Raw genomic sequence first — 1,346 nt, forward strand, 5'->3', positions numbered from 1 at the left:
GGTAAGACGGCGCACCGGTCGTTTTTCTTCAGAAGCGGCAATCTGCTCACGACGATTTAGCAATGTCCGCCCCCAGCGGTCGGGCAGAGCATCAGAGAAACAAGCAAATATATCCCTTTCGGAACGAGTATATTGTATGCCAGGATAGTTCTGTAAATCTTCACAGAGGAATACATCTCCATATTTGGCAAGCCACCCCTTATCATACGAGAACCCGTATGTCTCGCTACCACGCACCGAGTCATACGACAATTCACCAATCAGTCGGGGCGTATCGAGCCAATCAAAATCGGCATAAACAAAGAGGAAAGTCATAAGTCAAAGTTATGAGTGACGAGGTGATTGTTTTTCCTTCATGGTTTTGATGGATGATGTCAAAAGTCTCAACAACTCATCACAATCGGAGGATATGGAAGTCGCTACATCTTCTTTTAAGTAAGAAGATTCTTTAAGAAGATCTATCCAGTAGAGAGTCTCTCCAGCTTCTTTACGTGAGATATATAATTTGGCTATAAAATCTGCTTCGCTTTGAGCATAGAAAGCCTCCGCTATATTCGCACCTATGCTTGTGCCACTCCGTAATACTTGTTTTGACAAGACGAACTCTTTCTTATCCTCGCAAAGATAATTGTACATCTTGATTATTCTCAGAGCGAAAGCCTTACTCTTATCCTTTAGAATACTTTCTTTCATTTTTAATAATGGAATTTATGAGTGCACCTGTCCTTCGTCACTATAACGTTTGATTATAAATACTTCGTCACTCATAACTCTGCCCTCTGACTTACTTCGGGCTTGCCCGAAGTCTATGTTTGAGGCTTAAATCCTGTAATGTGCGACCAAGGGTATCTTCTTTTGCTAACAGCAGGAGATCATCGTCAAGCTGTAGGGCATAGAGAACACGGGCATAGATCCCGATTGAAACGGTCGGATAACCTTTTTCAATGCGGTTTATTGTAAGAGGTGAACAAGTGGCTCGTTCCGCAACCTGAGCAATAGAGAGGTTGCGACGCAACCGGGCAAGCTTTATCTGCTCACCCATAATCACCATTTTTTGTTCCAGCTTTCGAGGCAACTTAGTCCCCATTGTGTCCTTTGCCATATCCAATATATCTTTTAATGCTGCAAAGATAGCAAAAATATTTATTATATGATATATTGAGATTGGGGGGTATTTTGCTTTAACGTTATTCGGTTAACTGTTTCACGTTTCTTCTCACTTTACTGTGTTTTCCTCTGCTCCGCCCAATGGTCGCAACAGAGGAAGATGTTAAATTTCGATAAGAGGGGAGAGAAAGAATTTCTTTTCTTTCCCCTTAATTTGACTTTATTATTCGTGTATATAT

The 1,346-nt window shown here is 41.4% G+C and carries 3 protein-coding genes; all 3 read right to left on the reverse strand.

The window, feature by feature from the left end:
* On the reverse strand, positions 1–315 hold a 315-nt coding region (locus tag G7Y39_RS13360; RefSeq protein ID WP_206225182.1), incomplete at its 3' end, for a HipA N-terminal domain-containing protein.
* A 9-nt stretch (positions 316–324) separates the two neighbouring features.
* Complete coding sequence (locus G7Y39_RS13365; protein WP_165157919.1) at positions 325–693, reverse strand: four helix bundle protein; 369 nt, start codon at positions 691–693, stop codon at positions 325–327.
* Positions 694–784: 91 nt separating this feature from the next.
* The gene (locus tag G7Y39_RS13370) at positions 785–1,102 is read right to left on the reverse strand and encodes a helix-turn-helix transcriptional regulator (protein ID WP_165157920.1); all 318 of its coding nucleotides are present in this window, start codon (positions 1,100–1,102) and stop codon (positions 785–787) included.
* Between the last annotated feature and the right edge of the window lie 244 nt (positions 1,103–1,346).

Origin of the sequence: Parabacteroides sp. ZJ-118, assembly GCF_011038785.1 — a bacterium.
GTDB lineage: Bacteria > Bacteroidota > Bacteroidia > Bacteroidales > Tannerellaceae > Parabacteroides.

What these genes read in the sequence shown, in the direction of transcription:
- G7Y39_RS13365 (WP_165157919.1), bottom strand. Translation starts at nt 693, where the DNA reads ATGAAAGAAAGTATTCTAAAGGATAAGAGTAAGGCTTTCGCTCTGAGA.
- G7Y39_RS13370 (WP_165157920.1), bottom strand. Translation starts at nt 1,102, where the DNA reads ATGGCAAAGGACACAATGGGGACTAAGTTGCCTCGAAAGCTGGAACAA.